A 15,279-nucleotide genomic window follows, 5' to 3' on the forward strand; every position below is an offset into this window, starting at 1 on the left:
CAAACGCCTCCGAATTTTTCTTTGAAGTCAGGGGTTTGCTTAGTCATGAGCCACCCCCAGATAGGCGTCGATCACATCCTGGTTGTTGCGCACCTCATCTGGTGTGCCGTCCCCGATCTTCTTGCCGTAGTCCATCACCACCACGCGGTCGGAAAGATCCATAACCACGCCCATATCGTGCTCGATCAGCGCGATTGTGGTGCCAAATTCATCATTCATATCAAGGATAAAGCGGGACATGTCCTCTTTCTCCTCGACGTTCATCCCGGCCATGGGCTCATCCAGAAGCAGGATAGACGGTTCCGCCGCCAGAGCGCGCGCAAGCTCGACCCGTTTCTTCAGACCGTAAGGCAGACGTCCCACCGGTGTCTTGCGGATGTGCTGGATTTCAAGGAAGTCGATGATCCGCTCCACAAAGGCGCGGTTTTCCACCTCTTCCTGCTCGGCTTTGCCTTTCCAGAGCGCCTGCTGGATGAGATTGGCGTTCATCTGGCGTAGACGGCCGGTCATCACGTTATCCAGAACGGACATGCCCTCAAACAGCGCGATGTTCTGGAAGGTGCGGGCGATGCCCTGTTGCGCCACCTGATAAGGTTTCATCGGCGGACGCTTGGCGCCTTTGTACCAGACCTCGCCTTCCTGCGGCACATAGAAGCCGGAAATCACGTTCAGCATTGAGGATTTGCCCGCGCCGTTGGGGCCGATGATCGCGCGGATCTCGCCTTCGCGGATGTCAAAACTGATGTCGGTGATCGCTTTCACCCCGCCAAAGCGCAGAGTGATGTTTTTCATTTCCATCACCACACCGCCAATGGTGCGGCCATCGTCGGTGACGAAGCTGTCGTTGCTCATATCGTTCATTCTGCTGCCACCTTGCTGGCCACGGGCACCACTGCGGCGTCGCGCAATTCAAGCGTGGCGCGGATGCTGCCTTTGCGGCCGTCTTCATAGGTCACTTCGGTTTCGGTTGAGACCGAGCTGGCGCCGCCATAGAGCGCATCCACCAGATCCTTGAACTTGTCGGCCACAACCGCACGGCGCACTTTGCGGGTGCGGGTCATTTCGCCGTCATCCGCATCCAGTTCCTTGTGCAGAATGAGGAAGCGGTGGATCTGACAGCCGGCCAGCATCGGGTCATCGGCCACGGATTTGTTGACCGTTTCCACATGGCTTTGGATGGACTCAAGCACCTTCGGATGGCCCGCGAGCTCCTGATAGGAGGCATAAGGCACGTTGTTACGCTCTGCCCAGTTGCCCACCGCCGTCAGGTCAATGTTGATGAAGGCCACGCAGCGATCCTTGCCGCTGCCAAAGAGTACCGCTTCGAGAATGTCGGGATAGAACTTCAGTTTGTTCTCGACATATTTGGGCGCAAACATGGAGCCATCGGCCATTTTGCCCACGTCTTTGGCGCGGTCGATGATGCGCAGGTGGCCAGTGTCTTTTTCAAAGAAGCCAGCATCACCGGTTGCCACCCAGCCTTCCGCGTCCTTGGTGGAGGCGGTGCTTTCGGGGTTGTTGTAGTATTCCACAAACACACCGGGGCTGCGGTAGTGGATTTCGCCGGTGTCGTCGATTTTGATTTCCACGTCCGGGCTTGGCACACCCACGGTGTCCGCGCGCACCTGACCGTCCGGCTGGGCGGTGATAAACACGGTGGCTTCGGTCTGGCCGTAGAGCTGTTTCAGGTTGATGCCGAGGGAGCGGTAGAACTCAAAAATCTCCGGACCAATCGCTTCGCCCGCGGTGTAGCCGACGCGCACGCGGCCAAAGCCGAGCGTGTCTTTCAGCGGGCCGTAGATCAGCATATCGCCCAGTTTGTATTTCAGGCGGTCCATGAAGGGGACGGGGTTGCCGTCGAGAATGTCGCCACCCACTTTTTTGGCGTGCTCCATGAAGTTGTGGAACATGCGGCGCTTGAGGGAGCCTGCGTCTTCCATACGGATCATGACGTTGGTGAGCTGGGTCTCAAACACGCGCGGCGGGGCGAAGTAGTAGGTCGGCCCGATTTCGCGCAGGTCGGTCATCATCGTGTCGGCGGACTCCGGGCAGTTCACGCAGAAGCCTGTCCAATAGGCCTGACCAATGGAGAAGATGAAATCCCCGACCCATGCCATCGGCAGATAGGCGAGGATCTCTTCGCCCGCTGTGAGCTTGTCAAACTCGGAAGAGTTCTTCGCGCTCTCGATCACATTGCGGTTGGAAAGCACCACGCCTTTGGGTTTGCCGGTGGTGCCTGAGGTGTAGAGCATCACACAGGTGCTGTCGTAGGTCAGCTTGCCCCGGCGCGCCTCAAGATCGGTGATCCATTCATCCCGTGCCGCGAGGCCCTGTGCCTGAATGTGGCTGAACTCATGCAGCTGGTGGTGATCGTACTTCCGCAGCCCGCGCGGATCGACATAGATCATATGTTCGAACTGATGCAGGCTGTCCTGAATGTCGATGATCTTGTCGACCTGTTCCTGGTCTTCGACAATCGCATATTTGGCGCCGCAGTGACCGAGGATGTATTCCATCTCCTCTGCCGCGCTGTCCTGATACACAGGCACCGGCACCGCGCCCACGGATTGGGCGGCAACCATCGACCAGTAAAAATAGGGGCGGTTGCGTCCGATGATGGCGACAAAATCGCCCTCCGACACGCCCAGATTGATCAGGCCGAGCGCGAGCGCTTCGATTTCTTCTGCTGTCTTTGCCCAAGTCCAGGTCTGCCAGATCCCAAACTCTTTCTCCCGGTATGCGTCTTTATCCGCAAATTGGGTGGCGTTCCGCTGCAACAGCGCCGGAATGGACGCGAGTCCGCCGGTCGCCTGTGACGACTGTGCCAAATTTCTTTCCTCCCTAAAGCTCGCCCTATTGGTGTTTTGAGCAAGCCAAAACCGTCGAAACGATTCCTCCCCTCACAGTGGGGCTCAGAACAGGCTGCGGGTCAACTTTTTCCTTAACATTTCCTAAACCTTACGAATTGTAACAGCGCGCATTTCGGACTTTCGCTGACCCCGAAACCGGTGTTAGCGATAAGAAAAGGAGAGCTGCATGGCGCATGTGAAAGGGGAAACGCAGGCGATGACCGTCGCCGGGCTGAACCTGATCAAACAGGCTCTGTCGATCTATGACAGCGAGCTGAAATTGGTTGTGGCCAATGCGCGCTTTCGCGAGATGTTCTCTATTCCCAAAGGGTTGATGCAACCCGGGGCGACCTTTGCCGACACCATCGCCTTTCTGATTGAGAATGGCGAATACGGGCCCATTGCGGAGGCTGAGAAGGCAGCGTTCATTCAGGACCGTGTGGAGCGGGCGCTGGCGTTTGAGCCGCACTACTTTGAACGGAAACGCGCGGACGGGCGCTGGATCAGTGTGGAAGGCTCGCCTTTGCCTCAGGGCGGCTGGGTTGCGGTTTACACCGATATCACCTCCACCAAACGGCAGGAGGCGCTGCTGCGCGCGCGCTCTGAGGAGCTGTCAGATCAGGTGCTGCAATATGCCGAGGAGCTGTCTGCCACCAACCGGGAGATGGAGAGCACCGTGAACACGCTGGAGGAGGTCAAACGCCAGCTGACCGAAAGCGAGGCGCGGATGCGGCTGACGGCGGAGATGATGCCGGCCCATATCGCCCATGTGGGGCCGGACTGGATCTACACCTATTCCAACCGCCGCCTCAGCGCGGTGATCCCCGGACGCCCCTCAGATATTGTGGGCATGCGGGCGGAAGAGGCGCTTGGCGAAAGTGCGTTTCGCGCGATCCGCCCTCATCTTGAGGCAGCCTTTCGCGGCAAGGCCTCGGTGTTTGAGTTCAACGAACATCCCAGCACGCGGCGGATCCGCGTGGCCTTTACGCCGGATGACAGCGAGGGTGCGGCGCGCGGGGTCTATGTGCTGTCGATGGACATCACCGAGGAAACCCAGACCCGCGTGGCCCTGCAGCAGACCCGCCGCCGTGAAATCGCAGCGCAGATGACAAGCGGCCTGGCGCATGATTTCTCCAACCTCTTGACCATCATTCTTGGCACCCAGCGCAAGCTGCAGAAGATGGGCCTGCCGGAGGAGGCGCAATCGCTGATTGAGGCCACCTTGGGCGCGGCGCGGCGCGGGGGCACGCTTCTTGACAATCTGGCCAATGTCACCGGTCCGCGTGTGCCCAAGCTTGCCGCCACAGATATGGCGGCGTTTCTGTCTGATCTGGAGACGCTGGCGCGCCCGACGCTCGACAAGAATGTGGCGCTGATCATAGAAAACAACATTCCTGACGGCGCACTGATGGTGGATCCGGCGATGTTGCAGGATTCTCTGGTGAACCTGCTGCTCAATGCCGCCCATGCCTGTGGCGCCGGAGGCACGATCCTCTTGATTGCGGAGCTGGTGCAGAACACATGGGTGCAGTTCACGGTGCGCGACACCGGGCCGGGCTTTTCTGAGGAAGCGCTCAGCCGCGCGCTCGATCCGTTCTTCACCACCAAGGGCGCGGATGGATCGGGCCTTGGGCTGGCGATGGTCTATGACATGACCAAGCTGGTGGGGGGCGACATCAAGATCGGCAATGCGGTGAACGGCGGGCAGGTGATCCTGCGGCTGCCGCTGCGCCGGGCGGTGCAGGATGCCACGCCCGGGCTGGCGCTGCTGGTGGAGGACAACCCCGATCTGCGCGGGCTGATCCGCGACATGCTGACCGATATGAAACACACGGTGATCGAGGCCGCCAGCGTGGATGAGGCGCGGGTGCTGCTGGATCAGGTGCCCGAGATCAAGCTGGTGCTTTCCGATATTTCGCTGGAGGGCGAGGCCACAGGTGTTGACCTGATCCGCGAGGTCGGGCGGGAGCGTGTGCCAACTTACCTTATGACCAGCTTGCCCCAGAGCCACACGCTCTATATCGAAGGGGCGGCGCGGGCGCCGGTGCTGCCCAAACCCTTTACGGCCAAACAGTTAGACCAATTTTTGCACCCGAAGTGAGGCCCTGTTTATGACTGCTCCGCTTGTCACCATTCTGGACGATGAACCGGATATCCGCATGATTTTGGCGGATGCGCTGGAGGATGCGGGCTTTCGCACCATGGCGTTTTCGCGGGCCACCGAATTTGAAGCTGCTTTGAAATCCACCACGCCGGATGTCTGCCTTGTGGATCTGGGCTTGCCGGACAAAGACGGGCTGACGCTGGTGCATCGGCTGGCGCTGGAGGTGGGCGCGGCGGTGATCATCATTTCCGGGCGCGCGCAGGTGCAGGACCGGATCACCGGGCTGGAACTGGGGGCGGATGACTACATCATCAAGCCTTTTGACCCGACCGAAGTGGTGGCCCGTGTGCGCGCACGGCTGCGCAAAGACCGTGCGGCTGCGCCGGTGGCGGTGGCCAATACCGCCGAGTTCAACGGTTGGACCGCCTATTTTGACCGCTATGTGCTGGAAGATGAAACCGGCGCGGAGACGACGTTCAGCCATGCGGAAGGCGAGGTGCTGCGGCTGTTTCTGGACAGCCCCAAACGGCTGATCAGCCGGGCGCAGATGCAGGAGACTTTGGGCGGCGCGGCGGGCGAGAGCTTTGACCGGGCCATGGATGTGCGGATTTCACGCCTGCGCACCAAATTGCAGGAAGACCCCAAAAACCCGCGCCTTATCAAAACGATCTACGGTGCCGGATATATTTTCCTTGGGGATGTGAGCTGGCACTGATGCTGCGCATGTAGGATCTCCGCACGCGATCTACACTATATGTAGATTTTACACCCAAAATAGCGTAGACTGATATCAGGCGGCAACCAGAGGCCGCAAAATGCGGGCTGCTCTGCATAATGGGGCAGACAGCGCGCGCACAGGCGGGCTGGGAAAGCCACCAACGGGACAGCCGCGACACGCAGGGCGCGGCAGCACCTCGGGGACAGTTACAACAAAAAGGTCACTCCCGCCTTCCCCGCAGACCAGACCATCGGCTGCGGGGAATTTTTATGCGCCTCATGGTCTGTTTTGCGGTCAGCCCTTTCGCTTTCAGAAAAGAAAAGGCGCGCCTGATGACGCGCCTTCCTAAGTCTATGTGCCTCAGGCTTATTTCACCGCGAGGGTTTTCCAGCCGCCGTTTTCCACAACGGACACCACAACCACATCCGCGCCGCGGTGGTCATCCGGGCCGTAGGTGATCTGCACATCGGTCAGCTCATCGGCGTAGTCCAGAGACTCCATGGCAGCGAGGAAGCTTTCATGGGTGAGATCGGCACCGGCGGCTTCAAGTGCGCGCACCACTGTGTCTGCGGCGGAGTAGCCAAGCATGGCAAAGCCCGAGGCGGGCTGGTCAAACTTGGCTTTGTAATCCGCGATGAATTTGGCCGGCACCGGATCGGCCGCGCGCTCATACAGATCACGCCAGCCCGCAGCGGCATAAAGCCCGTCGGTCACGCCGCCCGGCACCTGTGCCACCGGCTCCAGAAAACCTGCGGAGGTGTTGAGGAATTTCACATCGGTCCAACCGAGCTTTTTGGCGGTGCCCACCACGGTGATGCCCTGACGCACGCCCAGCGCCATGGTGACGATGTCACATTCAGCCGCCTTAAGCTTGGTCAAGGAGCCGACAAAATCCAGCTCATCCGGCTTGTGGGTGGTTTCCCCCGCCATGGTGAGGCCCAGCGTTTCGGCCGCATCGGCGGTGGACTCCGCGATCTCCTTGCCGAAGTCAGACGGGATATACATGGAGCAGACTTCTTTGGCGCCAAACTCCTCTGCCAGATAGGTCACGCCCACCTGCACCTGATCGTAATAGCTTGAGAAAGCGATGAACTTATTGTCGACCGGATCCTGCAGCATTTGGCGCGCGGCCGAGAGCGGGCCGATGTTGGGAATGCCTTTGGGGTCCAGCAGTTTGAAACCTGCGGTGTTCATCGGCGTGCCGAGGCTGAGCAGCATGGCAAAGACCTTGTCGCGGTTGAGCAGCTTGTTGTAGCCCTGCATCGCGCGCGGGATCTGGTAGCCGTTGTCCTCCACAACAAACCGGATCTGACGCCCGTGCACGCCGCCGGCGCTGTTGGCTTCTTCAAAGCGCATGTTGGCGCCGTTCACCGCCGGAACACCCACGGCGGCAAAAATGCCGCTGAGGTCATTGACCGAGCCGATCACCACTTCGCTGTCGCTCACGCCCTGCGTGTCCGCAGCGACCTGAGACGCCAGCGCCGCCGCGCCAACCGCCAGTGCAGTCGTCAGATGTTTCATAGTTTCCTCCCGTTAATCTGTGGTCTGAGGCCACATGAATGCGTGGCAGTTTGCGTTTAACTTGAACCGCTTATTCGTTGCCTCTCCCGAGTGGTCGAATGCGAAAAGCGATCCGCATGCCTGAGATAAAACGCGAACTGCCTCAGTACATCTCCTCAATCAGGCTTGCGTGTTTCTTCTCCACGAAGCTGCGCTTGAGCTTCATGGTGGCTGTCAGCTCTTCGTCCTCTGCGGTGAGCAACACGTTGATCAGACGGAAATCCTTAATCTGCTCGACGCGGGCGAACTCTTTGTTGACCGCATCCACCTCTCCCTTGATGAGGTCGACCACATCCTGCGCCGCGCAGAGTGAGGCAAAATCGGAGAAGGGCACTTTGCGATCCTGGGCGTATTTCTCCACGTTTTCCTGATCGATCATGATCAGGCAGCTGAGGTATTTGCGCGCATCGCCAATCACCACCGCATCGGAAATATAGTGGCTGAACTTCAGACGGCTTTCGATCTCAGCGGGCGTGATGTTCTTGCCGCCAGCGGTGATGATGATGTCTTTGAGACGCCCGGTGATGGTGACAAAGCCGTCCTCATCGACGCGGCCCACATCGCCCGTGCGCAGCCAGCCGTCAGCGGTGAAGGTCTCTGCCGTCTTTTCATTGTTGCGCCAGTAGCCCTGAAAGTTGTTGAGCCCCATGGTCTGGATCTCGCCATCCTCGGCAATGCGCACCTGAAAGCCGGGGCAGGATTTGCCCACGGTGCCGATCTTGTTTTCATCAGGCAGGTTGATGGAGCAAAGCCCGGCGTTTTCGGTCATGCCGTAGCCCTCAAGCAGGGTCACGCCAATGGCCCAATACCAGCGGATCAGCTCTGGGGAAATCGGTGCGGCCCCAGTACCGCCTCGGCGCATTTTGTCCATGCCAAGCATCCGGCGCAGGTTGCGCAGCACCAGAAAATCCCAGACCGCATAGTTGATCTGTGTCCCCATTGGCACGGGTTTGCGTTCCAGCAGATAGTCCGCGCGTTTGAGCCCCGCCTTGACCGCCATGGAAAAGGCAAAACGGCCAATGGGCGTGGCCTCTTGCGCCAGTACGAGAACGCGGGAATAGATCTTTTCCCACACGCGCGGCACGGCGGTGAAATGCGCGGGCGAGACCTCGCGCAGGTTGTCAAACACCGTCTCCGGGCTTTCGGCAAAATTCACCGTGGCCTTGCCGGCAATCGGGAAATAGGCCGACACATTGCGCTCCAGAATATGACAGAGCGGCAGGAAGCAGAGCTGTTCGTCTTTGTCAGAGGTCGGCAAGGCGTGCGCGCCAGAGACACAGGCGGAGATGATGTTTTCCTGAGACAGCATGGCCCCTTTGGGCATGCCCGTGGTGCCGGAGGTGTAGATCAGAAGCCCGGTGTCATCGGGTTTGGCCTTGGTGATTTCGGCCTCAAACATGCCGGGATTTTCAGCCGCAAAGGCGCGCCCGGTGTCATAGAGATCATCAATGAAGACGCATTTTTCGTGGCGCAGGTCGTGCAGCCCGTCCTGATCCAGAATGATGACCTTCACCACATGGCTGGCCTGATCCTCGATCTCCAAAAACTTGTCGAGCTGCTCGTCGTTTTCCACAAACAGGAAACGGCTGCCGCTGTCGCGCAGAAGGTATTCGAGCTGGCTGGCGCTGTCGGTGGTGTAGACCCCTGAGGCGATGCCGCCGACACATTGAATGCCCATGTCGGCATAGAGCCATTCCTTGCGGTCCTCGGACAGGATCGAGACCACCTCGCCGCGTTCAAGGCCCAGCGCGCGCAGGCCCATGCCGATCCATTTGGCGTGCTCCCAATAGTCACGCCAGGAGTAGCTTTGCCAGATGCCGAGGTCTTTTTCGCGGTGCGCCGTGCGGGTGCCCAGCTGTTCGCAGCGTTTCTGAAACAGGCGCACCATGGTGTCACAGCCGTCCACAAGCGCGGGGCGCTGACCGGGAATGGCGGAGACAATCACCCCGTTGATTTCAACCTGTTCCGGCGGGCGGGATGTGTTGTGAATGTTCATGTCCAATCCTCCCTCAGCGCCACGTTTTCTTGCGTTTCCAGCGGCGCTCACCGCGCGCGCCTTCTTCCTGATGGCCAAGATAGAAGGCTTTGATGTCTTCGCTTTCCATCAGCCGGTCGGCGGTGTCGTCCATCACGATGCGGCCCACCTCCATGACGTAGCCCACATCAGCCAGCTCCAAGGCGACTTTGGCGTTTTGCTCCACCAGCATCATGGTCACGCCCTCATCTTTGTTCAGGCGGCGCAGAATTGCAAAAATCTCCTGCACCAGCAGCGGAGACAGGCCGAGGGACGGCTCATCCAACAGCATGATCTTGGGCCGCAACATCAGGCCGCGCCCAATGGCGAGCATCTGTTGCTGACCACCCGATAGCGTGCCCGCTTCTTGGCTGCGGCGCTCGGCGAGGATGGGGAAATAGTCGAATACCATCTGCCGGTCTTTTTCGATCTCAGCCTTGTCAGACCGGGTGTAGGCCCCGAGCGAGAGGTTTTCATCCACCGTCAGCAGCGGGAAGACTTCGCGGCCCTCAGGCACATGCACGATGCCTTCCTGCACCACCTTGTGCGGCTCCATGCCCTGAATTTCGCGGCCCTCAAAGACCACTTGGCCTTTTTCAGGGTCCATGATGCCGGAGATGGTTTTCAGAAGCGTGGATTTGCCTGCGCCATTGGCGCCAAGCACGGTGACCACCTGCCCTTTTTCCACCTGAAGCGAAACACCACGGATCGCCATGATCGGGCCGTAGAAGCTCTCGATGTTTTTGATATCAAGCACGGTTTTGTCCATCACGCCGCCCCCGCGCCCAGATAGGCCTCAATCACCGCCGGATCAGATTGCACCTGCGCGGGCGTGCCTTCGGCCAGTTTGGCGCCATCGGCCAGCGCCAGCACGCGGTCTGACACGCCAGAGACCAGCCCCATGTCATGCTCCACCATCAAAACGGTGATGCCCATCTGTTTGCGGATGTCGTCAATCCACCAGCGCATGTCCTGGGTTTCTTCGACCGACAGCCCTGAGGCGGGTTCATCCAGCAGCAAGAGGCGCGGGCCAGAAGACAGCGCGCGGCCCAGTTCCACCACCTTGCGCACACCATACGGCAGACCGGCAATCATCTTGTCGCGATAAGGCTGCAGATCAAGGAAATCGATCACCTCTTCCACCGCCTCGCGATGGCGTTTCTCCTCGCGCCGCGCCTTGGGCGTAAAGAGCATCTCCTGAACCATATTGGTCTGACGATGGCGATGCCGCCCCACCAGAAGGTTTTGCAAAACGGTCGCGTGGTCAAACAGTTCGATGTTCTGAAAGGTGCGCGCGATGCCGAGATCAGCCACCGAGTCTGCATTGCGCGCCAGCAGGTCGTTGCCATCAAAGCTGATCGATCCGGCATAGGGATCGTAAAACCGCGAGATCAGGTTGAAGACCGTGGATTTGCCAGCACCGTTGGGGCCGACAATGGCGTAGACCTCGCCTTCATCCACCGAAAACGTCAGATCATTGACCGCAACCACACCGCCAAATTTGAGCGTTGCGTTGGTGATTTCCAAAAGATGGCTCATCTCAACCGCTCCGTCTTCAAATAACTTTTTTGGCGTTTGAACATGTCTTTGCGTGCAAAGGGGAAGAGCTCAAACCAGATGCGGATTTTCATCCAACGCCCGTAGATGCCCATGGGTTCAAACAGGATGAAAAGGATGAGGATCATGCCGAAGACGCCGGTTTCCAGCCCCGGAATGGCAACAGAGCCGCCGCCGATCAGGTCTTTGGTGATCGACAGAAACTGCGGCAGGAAGGCCACCACCACCGCGCCAAAGAACGCGCCGTGGATGGAGCCAAGGCCGCCAATCACAATCATCATCAGGAGCGTGATGGAGATCACGATACTAAAAGTCTCGTTGTTAAAGGCCCCGGCGTAGAACCCCATCAGCGCGCCCGCGAGGCCGGTGATGGCGCAGGAAATCCCGAAGGCCGCCGCCTTGGTGCGCGCGATGTGTACCCCCATGGCGGTGGCGGAGACCTCGCTGTCGCGCACCGCGGCAAAGGCGCGGCCCAGCGGCGCGCGCAAGAGGTTGCGATACCCCAGCGTGCAGAGGATCGTGACCGTAAGCACCAGCCAATAGAAGCGGTCCGGTGTGGTCCAGCGCTCAATCTCGATGCCGAAGATGGTGATCATCGGGGCAAATTTGCCCGACACCCCGTCGGTGACCGGCTCCATCAGCACGATGATGTCATCAGCCAGAATGGAGAGCGCGATGGTGGCAATGGCGAGATAGATGCCATGCAGGCGGATGGCGGGAATGGCGATGATGGTGCCAACAACGCCGGTGAGGATGCCAGCGGCTGGGAAGGCGATCAGGAAGGGCCAGCCCTGCTCCATGAAGATCACACAGGAATAACAGCCCAGCGCAAGAAAAGCGGCGTGGCCGAGGCTGGCCTGTCCGGTCTGTCCGGTGAGCAGCATCAGCCCCAGACCGGCGATGGCCCAGATCAGCACGTTGGTGACTTCGCCAAGGTAGAATTCGTCAATCAGCCAGGGCAGCAGCACGGCGATGACAATCAGCGCGGCATAGACACAGAAGCTCCAGAGGTCCGGAAAGAGGCGGATGTCATGGTCATAAGAGGTTTTGAAATGTATCCGCATCGGCTCAGACCTTCTTTGTGCGGACCTGTGAGAACAGGCCGTGGGGTCGGAAGACGAGTACGAAGAGCAGGAGCGCATAGGGCGCGATCTGGCTGTATCCGGCGGCGAGATAGCGCGCAGCGAAGGGTTCGATCACCCCCACAATCAGCCCGCCCATGAGCGCGCCGGGCAGGCTGCCAAAGCCACCGATGACAGCGGCGGCAAAGGCTTTGATGCCCAAAAGCCCGGCGTTGGGGTCAATCGCACCCTTGGAGGCAAAGAGGATGCCAGCAACCGCTGCGGTTGCGCCGGACAAGCCCCAGATCATGCCCTGCACCCGTTTCACCGGAATGCCCATGAAGTAGGCCGCCATCTGGTTCTGGCTGGCCGCCTGCATGGCGAGCCCCAGTTTTGTGCGTTGAAAGAACTGATAGAGGAAGAAGGTCAGAAGCACGGTGACGACAATCACCGCAATGTCGGCCATGCCAAGCACCACGCCACCCACATTGAAATCACCAATCGCCAGCGGGCTTTCCAGCGTCTGGGGCTCGTGGCTCCAGATCGCACCGGCGACAAAGCGGATCACAAAGCCCAGCGCGATGGTGAGGATCACCACGGCGACCTGACTTTGCCCGAAGAGATGGCGCAGCACAAAGAAATCAAGCAGATAGCCCAGCACCGCCATGATGGCGATGGCCAGAGGGGCCGCCACCCAGAAGGGCAGCCCCATGTAATGCGCATTCGTGAGGCCCAAAGTAATAAAGGCGCCGAGCATCATGAAATCGCCTTGGGCGAAATTCACCTGTTCGGTCGCCTTATAGATCAGCACGAAGCCAAGCGCGATCAAGCCATAGACACAGCCGTTCGCAAGCCCGCTGACGAGCAGTTGCACAACTTCCAATGTTTCCTCCCATGCCGACATTTTTTTGTCAGCTTTCCAGGATCAGTGTTCGGAGGTAATATTGTTGCGTCAAGCCTCCCGTTTGACGAATTCTTGAAAAACTCCGTTACATCACCCTATTTTTGCATACGCCTCCGTAGGTTAGCGCCTTTTCAACCCTTGCTAGATACCGCGGTGCCGCAAAAGCCATTCGGTGTGGCAACCTGCGTCGCCGAGAAACTCGGTCAATGCGCGGTCCCGTTTCATGAAAAGCCCGAGGTCCATCTCGTCGGTCATGCCGATGCCGCCATGCATCTGCACCCCCTCTTCCGTGGCCTGCTGCCCCACATGGGCCATCTTGGCTTTGGCGGCGCGGCTGAGCGCCTCGGCCTCATCGCTGCCCGCCTCAATGGCGTTGAGTGCGCGGGCGATCAGCGAGCTGGTCTGTTCCAATTCGCAATACAGATCCGCCGCGCGGTGCTGAAGCGCCTGAAACTGGCCAATCAACAGGCCAAATTGTTTGCGGGTGCGCAGGTATTCAAAGGTCTGCTCTGCGGCGGCTTTGGCCACCCCCAATTGCTCTGCGGCGGTCACCGCACGGCCCAGACAGAGCGCGTGATCCAAGGCTTTTTGCGCCGCTGCGCCCGTGGCAAGAACCGCCTCTTTGGGCACAGATACCTCGTCCAAGTGCACCAACGCCGCATTGCGGTGATCCAGAAGCAGCTGTGGTGTGATCACACACCCTTTGGCCGCCGGATCCACCAGCACAAGCGCCAGCCCTTCCACAGACTGGGCCACCACAATCAGACGGTCTGCGCCGCTGCCATCCACCACAAAGCTCTTGCGGCCGGTCAAAGTCAGACTGTCGCCCGTTTGGGTCAGCGTGGTTGTGATCCGGCCGGGGCGGTGTTTGGCCCCCTCCTCCAGCGCCAGCGCCACAATGGCAGCCCCGCTTGCAATCTTTGCGCCCCATTCCGAGAGCGCCGTGCCGCCGGTCTGGCGCAGCAGGGACGCCGACAGAACCGCCGTGGACAAAAACGGTGCCACTGTCAGGTTGCGCCCGATCTCCTCGGCAATCACGCCTGCAGCCCGTGCGCCAAAATCTGCGCCGTCGACCTCTTCAGGCAGAAGAATGCCCATCCAGCCCAGCTCGGCGAACTCGGTAAGGATCGCGCGGGTATCACCCTGCGCAGCGCTGTTCTCGCGCAAGGCCCGAAACGCCGTGATCGGGTGGGATTTGCTAAGATAGGCCGCGGCGGCATCGGCCACCATCTGGTGATCGTCATTTAAGATTTCCATCTCCGCCCCCTCAGCTTGGCAAATTCAAAATGGCTTTGGACAGGATGCCCAGCATCACCTCAGAGGTGCCGCCTTCGATGCTGTTGCCTTTGGAGCGCAGCCAATCCTGCGCCGCCTGCCCTGCGTCATTGGCAGGGCCTTCCCACACGAGATCATCTGCGCCACCCGCTGCGACCCGCAAGCTTTGGCGGCGCTTGTTGAGTTCGGTGCCCAGATATTTCAGCTCCGCAGACCGCGCGCCCAGCTCGTTGCCCGCCCGCATGTAGGCTCGAGTCATGTCCACATGGGCGTCAAAGGCCATTTCATCCACCAGAAAGCGCCCCAGCTCTGCGCGCATCATCGGATCATCCAGCCGCCCGGTGTCATCGAGGCCAATGGCCTGCGACGCGTCAGCGATCAGATCGGTTTTGGCAAAGATCGCTGCATCAGAGCCGCCGATCATCTCGCGCTCATGGGTCAGCAGATATTTGGCAATGGTCCAGCCCTGCCCGCGCGCGCCGACGATCTGACCCTTGGGCACCTGCACCGCATCAAAGAAGGTCTCGCAAAACGGCGATGCGCCGGAGATCAGCTTGATCGGTTTGGTGGTCACCCCCGCGCTGGCCATGTCAAACAGCAGGAAAGAAATCCCGGTGTGTTTCTTGGCGTCAGGCTCGGTGCGCACCAGACAGAATATCCAATCCGCCTTATCGGCATAAGAGGTCCAGATCTTCTGGCCGCTCACCTCAAAATAGGCACCCTTGTCCTCACCTTTGGTCTGCAGGCTCGCCAGATCAGAACCTGCGCCCGGCTCGGAATAGCCCTGACACCAGCGGATCTCTCCCCGCGCGATTTGCGGCAGATAGTGGCGCTTCTGCTCTTCCGTGCCAAAGTGCAGCAGAGCCGGCCCCAACATCCAGATGCCAAAGCTCTGCAAAGGCGGGCGCGCATTGATCCGCGCCATTTCTTCGGCCAGCACCTTCTGCTCAGGCCCGGACAGGCCGCCGCCGCCATAGGCCTTGGGCCATCCCGGCACGGTCCAGCCGCGCGCCGCCATCACATCCAGCCATTCCTTTTGCGCGGATGACTGAAACACAAAGTGACGCCCGCCCCAGCAGATGTCATTCTCGCCCATCGGCGTGCGCATCTCGGCGGGGCAATGGGTGGCCAACCAATCCCGTGTCTCTTGGCGGAATTGCGCCAGATCCGTCATTTCAAATCCTCCCTGCTCAGCCGCAGGCTTGAAATGACAGGTGCCCGGCGGTGATCTTGCAGG

12 protein-coding genes are annotated in these 15,279 nt (G+C 59.8%); 2 read left to right on the plus strand and 10 right to left on the minus strand.

The genetic code is table 11. The features are described 5' to 3' along the window. Positions 1–39 precede the first annotated feature (39 nt). Positions 40–861, minus strand: a complete 822-nt coding sequence (locus tag J7400_RS00115) for an ABC transporter ATP-binding protein (RefSeq protein ID WP_209057486.1) — start codon at positions 859–861, stop codon at positions 40–42. Continuing rightward, the gene (locus J7400_RS00120; protein WP_209057489.1) at positions 858–2,828 is read right to left on the minus strand and encodes an AMP-binding protein; all 1,971 of its coding nucleotides are present in this window, start codon (positions 2,826–2,828) and stop codon (positions 858–860) included. The genes J7400_RS00115 and J7400_RS00120 overlap by 4 nt, the downstream gene beginning before the upstream one ends. A 208-nt stretch (positions 2,829–3,036) precedes the next feature. Between J7400_RS00120 and J7400_RS00125 the strand changes: the two genes are divergently transcribed. Then, positions 3,037–4,950 (plus strand): PAS-domain containing protein, encoded by a 1,914-nt coding sequence (locus J7400_RS00125; RefSeq protein ID WP_209057493.1) that lies wholly within the window; start codon positions 3,037–3,039, stop codon positions 4,948–4,950. A 10-nt stretch (positions 4,951–4,960) separates the two neighbouring features. Continuing rightward, positions 4,961–5,668: a response regulator transcription factor gene (locus J7400_RS00130; RefSeq protein ID WP_209057496.1), complete on the plus strand. Its 708-nt coding sequence runs from the start codon at positions 4,961–4,963 to the stop codon at positions 5,666–5,668. Positions 5,669–6,037: 369 nt separating this feature from the next. On the opposite strand, the gene J7400_RS00135 is transcribed toward J7400_RS00130, so the two are convergent. From J7400_RS00135 to J7400_RS00170, 8 genes are all read right to left on the minus strand, one after another. After that, positions 6,038–7,192 (minus strand): ABC transporter substrate-binding protein, encoded by a 1,155-nt coding sequence (locus J7400_RS00135; protein WP_209057499.1) that lies wholly within the window; start codon positions 7,190–7,192, stop codon positions 6,038–6,040. A gap of 142 nt (positions 7,193–7,334) precedes the next feature. Beyond that, positions 7,335–9,227 carry a long-chain fatty acid--CoA ligase gene (locus J7400_RS00140; RefSeq protein ID WP_209057501.1) on the minus strand — a complete coding sequence of 631 codons (1,893 nt, stop codon included), beginning with the start codon at positions 9,225–9,227 and terminating at the stop codon, positions 7,335–7,337. A gap of 13 nt (positions 9,228–9,240) precedes the next feature. Beyond that, a complete protein-coding gene (locus tag J7400_RS00145; RefSeq protein ID WP_209057503.1) occupies positions 9,241–10,014 on the minus strand; it encodes an ABC transporter ATP-binding protein in 774 nt (257 codons plus the stop codon). Beyond that, positions 10,014–10,784: an ABC transporter ATP-binding protein gene (locus J7400_RS00150; RefSeq protein ID WP_209057517.1), complete on the minus strand. Its 771-nt coding sequence runs from the start codon at positions 10,782–10,784 to the stop codon at positions 10,014–10,016. The genes J7400_RS00145 and J7400_RS00150 overlap by 1 nt, the downstream gene beginning before the upstream one ends. Next, complete coding sequence (locus J7400_RS00155; protein ID WP_209057529.1) at positions 10,781–11,866, minus strand: branched-chain amino acid ABC transporter permease; 1,086 nt, start codon at positions 11,864–11,866, stop codon at positions 10,781–10,783. Before J7400_RS00155 ends, J7400_RS00150 begins: the two co-directional genes overlap by 4 nt. Positions 11,867–11,870: 4 nt before the next feature. Next, the gene (locus J7400_RS00160) at positions 11,871–12,746 is read right to left on the minus strand and encodes a branched-chain amino acid ABC transporter permease (protein ID WP_209060159.1); all 876 of its coding nucleotides are present in this window, start codon (positions 12,744–12,746) and stop codon (positions 11,871–11,873) included. A gap of 162 nt (positions 12,747–12,908) precedes the next feature. Further along, positions 12,909–14,024, minus strand: a complete 1,116-nt coding sequence (locus tag J7400_RS00165) for an acyl-CoA dehydrogenase (protein WP_209057531.1) — start codon at positions 14,022–14,024, stop codon at positions 12,909–12,911. Between the two features lie 10 nt (positions 14,025–14,034). Next, positions 14,035–15,216, minus strand: a complete 1,182-nt coding sequence (locus J7400_RS00170) for an acyl-CoA dehydrogenase family protein (RefSeq protein ID WP_209057544.1) — start codon at positions 15,214–15,216, stop codon at positions 14,035–14,037. Between the last annotated feature and the right edge of the window lie 63 nt (positions 15,217–15,279).

Source organism: Shimia sp. R9_2, assembly GCF_017743735.1.
Lineage (GTDB): Bacteria > Pseudomonadota > Alphaproteobacteria > Rhodobacterales > Rhodobacteraceae > Shimia.

Excerpts from the sequence above, each read along its gene's own strand:
- J7400_RS00115 (WP_209057486.1), bottom strand. The coding sequence starts at position 861 with ATGAACGATATGAGCAACGACAGCTTCGTCACCGACGATGGCCGCACC.
- J7400_RS00125 (WP_209057493.1), top strand. The coding sequence starts at position 3,037 with ATGGCGCATGTGAAAGGGGAAACGCAGGCGATGACCGTCGCCGGGCTG.
- J7400_RS00130 (WP_209057496.1), top strand. The coding sequence starts at position 4,961 with ATGACTGCTCCGCTTGTCACCATTCTGGACGATGAACCGGATATCCGC.
- J7400_RS00135 (WP_209057499.1), bottom strand. The coding sequence starts at position 7,192 with ATGAAACATCTGACGACTGCACTGGCGGTTGGCGCGGCGGCGCTGGCG.
- J7400_RS00140 (WP_209057501.1), bottom strand. The coding sequence starts at position 9,227 with ATGAACATTCACAACACATCCCGCCCGCCGGAACAGGTTGAAATCAAC.
- J7400_RS00145 (WP_209057503.1), bottom strand. The coding sequence starts at position 10,014 with ATGGACAAAACCGTGCTTGATATCAAAAACATCGAGAGCTTCTACGGC.
- J7400_RS00150 (WP_209057517.1), bottom strand. The coding sequence starts at position 10,784 with ATGAGCCATCTTTTGGAAATCACCAACGCAACGCTCAAATTTGGCGGT.
- J7400_RS00155 (WP_209057529.1), bottom strand. The coding sequence starts at position 11,866 with ATGCGGATACATTTCAAAACCTCTTATGACCATGACATCCGCCTCTTT.
- J7400_RS00165 (WP_209057531.1), bottom strand. The coding sequence starts at position 14,024 with ATGGAAATCTTAAATGACGATCACCAGATGGTGGCCGATGCCGCCGCG.
- J7400_RS00170 (WP_209057544.1), bottom strand. The coding sequence starts at position 15,216 with ATGACGGATCTGGCGCAATTCCGCCAAGAGACACGGGATTGGTTGGCC.